The 6,178-nt window shown below is 48.0% G+C and carries 7 protein-coding genes; 1 reads left to right on the top strand and 6 read right to left on the bottom strand.

Annotated elements, in window-relative coordinates:
- On the bottom strand, nt 1-623 hold a 623-nt coding region (locus tag FZ041_RS14140; protein ID WP_187626396.1), incomplete at its 3' end, for a hypothetical protein.
- Between FZ041_RS14140 and FZ041_RS14995 the strand changes: the two genes are divergently transcribed.
- The gene (locus tag FZ041_RS14995) at nt 559-855 is read left to right on the top strand and encodes a Tad domain-containing protein (RefSeq protein ID WP_149190035.1); all 297 of its coding nucleotides are present in this window, start codon (nt 559-561) and stop codon (nt 853-855) included. The genes FZ041_RS14140 and FZ041_RS14995 overlap by 65 nt on opposite strands.
- Before the next feature lie 528 nt (nt 856-1,383).
- Here FZ041_RS14995 and FZ041_RS14130 read toward each other — a convergent pair.
- The 5 genes from FZ041_RS14130 to FZ041_RS14110 all read right to left on the bottom strand — a co-directional run bounded on the left by FZ041_RS14130 (nt 1,384) and on the right by FZ041_RS14110 (nt 5,967).
- Nucleotides 1,384-2,538, bottom strand: coding sequence for an ABC transporter permease (locus FZ041_RS14130; RefSeq protein WP_149172166.1), 1,155 nt, complete (start codon nt 2,536-2,538; stop codon nt 1,384-1,386).
- Nucleotides 2,535-3,701: an ABC transporter permease gene (locus FZ041_RS14125; protein WP_149190034.1), complete on the bottom strand. Its 1,167-nt coding sequence runs from the start codon at nt 3,699-3,701 to the stop codon at nt 2,535-2,537. The genes FZ041_RS14130 and FZ041_RS14125 overlap by 4 nt, the downstream gene beginning before the upstream one ends.
- The gene (locus tag FZ041_RS14120; protein WP_149190033.1) at nt 3,698-4,696 is read right to left on the bottom strand and encodes an HlyD family secretion protein; all 999 of its coding nucleotides are present in this window, start codon (nt 4,694-4,696) and stop codon (nt 3,698-3,700) included. The genes FZ041_RS14125 and FZ041_RS14120 overlap by 4 nt, the downstream gene beginning before the upstream one ends.
- Nucleotides 4,697-4,770: 74 nt before the next feature.
- Nucleotides 4,771-5,445: a TetR/AcrR family transcriptional regulator gene (locus tag FZ041_RS14115; protein WP_149190032.1), complete on the bottom strand. Its 675-nt coding sequence runs from the start codon at nt 5,443-5,445 to the stop codon at nt 4,771-4,773.
- Between the two features lie 81 nt (nt 5,446-5,526).
- The gene (locus tag FZ041_RS14110) at nt 5,527-5,967 is read right to left on the bottom strand and encodes a hypothetical protein (protein WP_149190031.1); all 441 of its coding nucleotides are present in this window, start codon (nt 5,965-5,967) and stop codon (nt 5,527-5,529) included.
- Between the last annotated feature and the right edge of the window lie 211 nt (nt 5,968-6,178).

The following is a 6,178-nucleotide window of genomic DNA, read 5'->3' as shown; positions in this document are numbered from 1 at the left end:
CCACACCGTAAACACCGGTATGAATGATGCCAAGCCGCTTTAGCTTTTCTATATTTTTCCATATTTTGCCTAGCGTTTTCTCGTTGTTCTTCAGCATGTATTTTTTTGTTCTTATAATCATATATACAATGTAAAACGATAAGAACAGATACAGCTTCGGCCACTATTTTCATAAATTCAAATGCACCATGCCAGCTTGTATCCCAAAAATCTGCTACGTTGATAAAACCAAATGTGTTTGCAAATGATACTATTAGCCATACAAGAAAAGCAATAATAGGAGCGAGGCAGCCTATTCCCCCTATTAATTCGCCTATGGTTTCTGAACCGGCACCACTCACTTTATCTGGCGTTATTGTTGGAGGGGATGGTGGGGCTACAGATTGTGCTAAATCAGATGTATATGAATTTGTATGTGAAACATTCCCATAAACGGGAGTACTTCCGACGACTTTTGATTCTTTGTGACCATCAGCGTATGTGGTAACTTTTGATTGGACGTTATGTCCCACAATTTCTCTGTGTATTTCTACTCCGGTTCCATGACCTTCACTATATATGATTGAAAAAGAGCGCGTGTTATCACTTCCGCAATGTGGACATCTATATTTGCTATTTTCCATTTTATTTCTCATCATTAAAAATCAACAAGGCGCAATGCTTCTCCTGACTGCTCTCACTCTGCCACTCCTGCTTGGCCTGACCAGTGTGGCTGTTGACTGCGGGAGCCTGTATCTTGAAAAATCCCGGCTTCAAAATGCCGCTGATGCCGCCAGCAACACGTACAAACAGGTAGGATCATATCAACCGCCTTCGCGCCCGCCGAAGCATCTATATCCCAGATCAATCTCTTGATGGAAACCTAAGCAAGACCAATCATGGGCAGATTCCCAGACAGGTATCCCAGTTCGATCCGGAAATCGATCTCTCCCAATGGGACGGACAGATCGTAGAACTTCGCTACTATAGTAATAAATTCAAGCTCACCCGTCCCCTCAGTCATTTAACCTATGTTATCGTGGACGGAGGAGACTCTATTGTTTTTGATGTGTCCAATGATTATACGAACAACAATCTTGTCCTGATCTATTCTCCAACCGATACGGAATATTCCACCACCGATGCCGAAACCTATAATTCCGATGGAAAAGACGGAAATCGTGCCGACCCGGTCTATAAGACCAAAAAGGCAAAAATTTCTCATCTGGCCAAAAGCAGTATAAAATTCATTAACAGCGATCCATCTGGCCAATCTCATACATTCAGCGGTGCTATCTACGCACCGTTCGGCGAGGTGGACTTTGCTATGCTTCGCTCTTTCCGAATAAAACCGACAAAGGGAAAACCCGGGTCATTGCAACGCTTCTTGAAGAGTGAGCGTTCTCATGGTTTCATTCTCTGCCGTGAAATTCGCAGCCGCCGCTGGTACAGTACTCCACCGGCAACAAAAAACAGCAGTGCCAGCAGAAGAAGTTTCCCGACACATTCTCCATAATGAGGGGAACTTCCTATCAGAAAAAGCTCCCTCACCGTATTGGAAAAATGGGTAAGCGGAAAACATTGTGACAGCAGCTGCATGCCTTTTCCCATGGATTCAGCAGGCCAGGTATATCCGGAAAGAATAAACGCCGGAACCGGATATAGAATGGCCGCACGAACAAAGGACAGTTCTGCGGAAAAGAATGCGGAAAAGAAGATGCAAAAGCCAATGACCGCCAACAAGAAAACACCTGCCAGTAAAGCCAGTCTTCCCGGCGATGCATGCAAAACAATGCCAAGCCCCTGTGTGACAAAAACAGCTACCAACGCATACGAAACCATTCCCAGCAGCCAGTAGATCACTGTTTTACTCAGAATCATTGCCCATACCGGAGCATCCTGCATGTTTTCAGGATGCTCCGCTTCGTATAGCGAGGAAGCCCCAACTGCAAAAAGGACGCCCTGCTGATAAGCGACCATAGCCAGACCAAGAAGGAAAAAAAGCATATATCCCTGCGTCGCATTGTACAGAACACGCAGATGTACGGCAACCGGGGCAATATAGCTCAATGCCGTTTCCTCACTCATTCCATAGCGTAAAGCAGTCTGGTGGACTGCCAGATGATTGGAAAAATCCGTCAGAATATCCTGCGCAGCAGAGCTGGTGATATTGGTCAGAATAATGTTTGAACCATTGACCAGATATAATACGGTTGCATACCCTCCGGTTCCCGCTTTTTTCGCAAAATCGTGCGGAATATCGATCGCAGCAATCGCTGTTTTTTCATGCAGGGTTTGCCGCATCTCTTCCTGCGTATTGACATAGGCAACAATCCGATAACTGTCACTCGCCTCAAAATCTTGAACCAGATGACGGCTTAGCGAAGAATTATCCTCATCCAGAATGACACAGGGAACCGCTGTCACGATATTGGGCAAATAGAGCATGCCAAAAACAATAAGGTAAGCCAGCGCCGCGCCAAACAAGAAAGTCAGACGCCGAAGGTCGCCACGGATTTCCTGAATCTCCAAACAAAACAACGAGATCAGCTGTTTCACGTTTCTGCCCCTTCCTTTCTCCAGCTGCGCAGACGACGCCAATGGAACACCATTCCGGCCAGCAAAGCGCAAAGCAAACCGCCGCCGGTCATTATGATAATATTGCCAGCCAGTTCCGGTGCATAACCGGAAAGCATAATATCGCGCAACGCATCACCGGCATACGTCATCGGCAGCATTCTGCCAAAAGCAGCCGCCACGCTATTCATATCAAAGACAGGCCAGGAAAGCCCACTGTAAAGGAGCCCCGGCATAATGTAAACCATTGGCGCCTGAAGGGAAAGTTCCCGGGAAGGCACGCAGGCAGAAAAAAGCAGTAAGACACCACAGACAAAAAATAGAAAGGATCCGCCAAGAATCATGGCATCCAGCCAGCTCCCACGCATTGGCACCGCAAAAAGTCCGATAACGACGAAAAGAGACAGCAGGTATCCCGCCATGGCGGTCAGCCAATAAGGGAGCGTCCCGGCCATAATCAGAAGCCAGGAAAGATATTTTTTCCCATAGCGCCGTCTCAGAAGCTCCGTGATGAGCAACGGTGCCAGAGTGACCATGACGCCGATCTGCAGACCGTTAAGCATCAGGCCGGACAGCATAAACGAAGTATAGCCATTCGCCGGATTCCCGGTAATACGAACTCCTAATCGGACAGGATAAGCATTGTTCCAGGCAGCTGCCGGCAGCAGGCCGCCTGCTTCCAACAAATTGGCAGAAACCGCCAGAGAAAAACTCCGCGCAATTTCCTGTGATGCGCTCAAAGCGGCGTTGCCAAACATGTTGTTGGCAGAATTCACCATAAGCATAGCATCGGAGCCGCGTCCCAGATGAATATCCCGGGAGAAATCCCTCGGTATCTCCAGCACGGCCAAAGCCCGCCCCTCCAGCAAGGTCTGTCTCATCTCCTCCTCGGTGCTTACATAATCCGTCACGGTAAAGCGGTCAGAATCACGGTAAGACTGGATAAACTGACGGCTCAAACTGCTCTGATCTTCATCATAAACAGCCAAAGGAATGTAATTGACTACATTTTCTTTATAAATCGTACCGAACAGTAGCGTAAAACCTAAAGGCGCGCCGATAAGCAGCGCAGCGAGCGGCACCCGCCCGTTGAACAAACTGCGGAAAGAGTCCAGAAACACCTCCTGGAATGTTCCACCCATCATTTCTCACCCCCCGCCAGACGGAATCTCATTCCGGGGCGCAGGGCCGGATCATTGACCTGTATCTTCACATTAAAGCTTATGATATCCGACGCATCACCCCGTTCGCTGGTTGCACGCTGTGTAGCAAATTCCGCTTTCTTGCTTATGTCGGTAATGGTTCCCGCCACTTTTGTCTTTCCGTCACGAGCAATCAAGCTAACATCCTGACCGACAAAATAATCGGACAGCTGCGTTTCCGGTACCTTAAGGTCCACCCAGTTATCCGATGTATCCTGGACGGCAATGAGTGGTGTGCCAGTAGAAATCATCGACCCCTCTTCCACATATTTTTCCGTAACAACTCCATCGAATGGAGCACGAATTTCTGTCTCATCGAGGGAAACCTCTACCTCCTGCAGAGCGGCCTGCGCCTGTTGTAATTTGCCCGCCATGACTGCTTCATTCGCCTCATCCGCTGCCGTCTGCCCAAGACCAGCCTGTGCCTGCCGCACAGATGCGACGGCCTGCTGATAAGCAGCCTGCGCCACCTCATATTTCGTCCGGAATTGCTCATACGTCTGCCGGGATACCGCGCCACTGGCAACCAGCTCGGCATAACGCTGATAATCGGCCTCTGCCTGAGATAAATCGGCACCTGCTCTGTCTTGTGCCGACCGGGCCGCAGCCAACGCCGACTGTGCCGTTCCAGACTGCATGACCGTCACAGCAGCAGACTGGCGTTGCTGTGATCGAATCGCCTCGATATTGGCTTCGCACTGTCTTTTCTTCGTCTCAAGATCCCTTTTGTCGATCCGGGCGATCACCTGTCCGGCTTTTACCTCATCGCCTTCTTTTACGAAAAGCTCTACAACACGCCCGGCAATTTTCGAATTCACATCGATCTCCTTTGCATCCGCACGTCCCCATTCCACACGTCCTTCTGAATTTTGCCTGCCACAGCCAAAATTCAGAACGATAAGCCATAAAACAATAGCCACAGCAAAAATCCGTTTCATCAATCCATTCCTCCATTAATTGAATATGTTCAAATAAAGAATAAAAAGAATGTCTGCCGATTTCGGCAGAGCCTTTACTCGCCGATAGGGCGCATCGCCAGATCATTGGCGATAGCCAGCCACAATTCCTCTTTTTCCTCAATGCGTGCGATAATCTGATGAACAGCCAGAGACGGCACATGAAACAAATTCAGTGCCAGTGCCATCAGCTCGGCCCGGCTTCTGACATGGTCATGCGTCTGCTCAAAATAAAGCTCGGCAATACAGGCCCGCATGGCTCCTTTTATCAGGAGCATCCGTTCATAATATTCCGCTTCCGTTGCCTCCAGCTCAGTCCCATCAAAAATATGGTGAGCCAGCAGAACAAACTGACTGACCATATGCTCAAAAACGATATTGGAATCATATCCTTCTTTGTAAACATCCCGGATAATGGGCGCCGCTTCCATTTCTTTCAGTTCCAGCTCACAAATCGCCGCCAAACGGAAGGCCGGCGTTTCATCCGGACAGCGTTCCTCAATCTTGGCAATGCCATGCTGTACCATTTCCAAAATTAACGACTGGAAAATATCCTCTTTATTCTTAAAAATATAATAAATACTGCCGATAAGGACACCGGATTTCTCTACGATCATACGAATCGTAGTGCGCTTGTAACCATACTGAACCAGCAATGTTTTCGTACTGTTGAGTACGCGCCGCCTCACTTCTTTAAGATGATCTTCGGACAGCTCCGTTTTCTTCCGCATCCTGCCGCCTCCTTTAACATGTTCAACTCAATAATAAAATAACCCCCCCTGATTGTCAATACACAACTTCCCTTGCTTTCTTCATTGGATCAGGGTAAATTGTGGCTTGGATGTCTTTCGTTCTGTGGTACTGCTCGTTTTAGAAGCATGTTTTCCTTTTACCATATTCAGCGGGCAGGATGGCTGCTTTTTTGATTTCACCGCGGCACTGCTGCCGCGCGGAGAGTCTGGATGTCTGACTAAAAGCTCCTGCATATTCAACGTTTTCATCCATTCCTTCAAATATCCCTTGCTGCGCGCCTGCCGAATCTTTGCCGCCATGATGATTGCCGCTTCATCCTGCAGTTCCAGCAGGCTGCCGCGTTTCAGCCGCTCCGGATCAATCTCACCAGCCAGCCCGATCCGCTCCAGATAGCCGGTCAGATTTCCCCGGAAATAGGCCAGCCGCATCCTTTCCTGCAGGCGCATAGCCGCCCGGACTATAATCTCATCCAGACGTTCATCAAAACGGCCCTGCTTCATCCTCGCCCCCTCTTCCATCCATTGCGAAAAAATTTTCTTATTCTTTACTCATATTTCTATCTTGGTAAAATAGTGCTAACCTTATCATTATTTAATTCTCCATATTATTTCGTTCTCCTGCTTAGTTTACTTATATATGAAAAAAAGTCGTCCTGTGGACGACTTCATCTTAGCTAAATTTTATATTAAGCATTAAACTATTTTATTGATA

This window comes from Pseudoselenomonas caprae (assembly GCF_008271345.1).
Lineage (GTDB): Bacteria > Bacillota > Negativicutes > Selenomonadales > Selenomonadaceae > Selenomonas_A > Selenomonas_A caprae.
The sequence above is the reverse complement of the archived record's forward strand: the minus strand, read 5'-3'. Positions and strand labels throughout refer to the sequence as shown.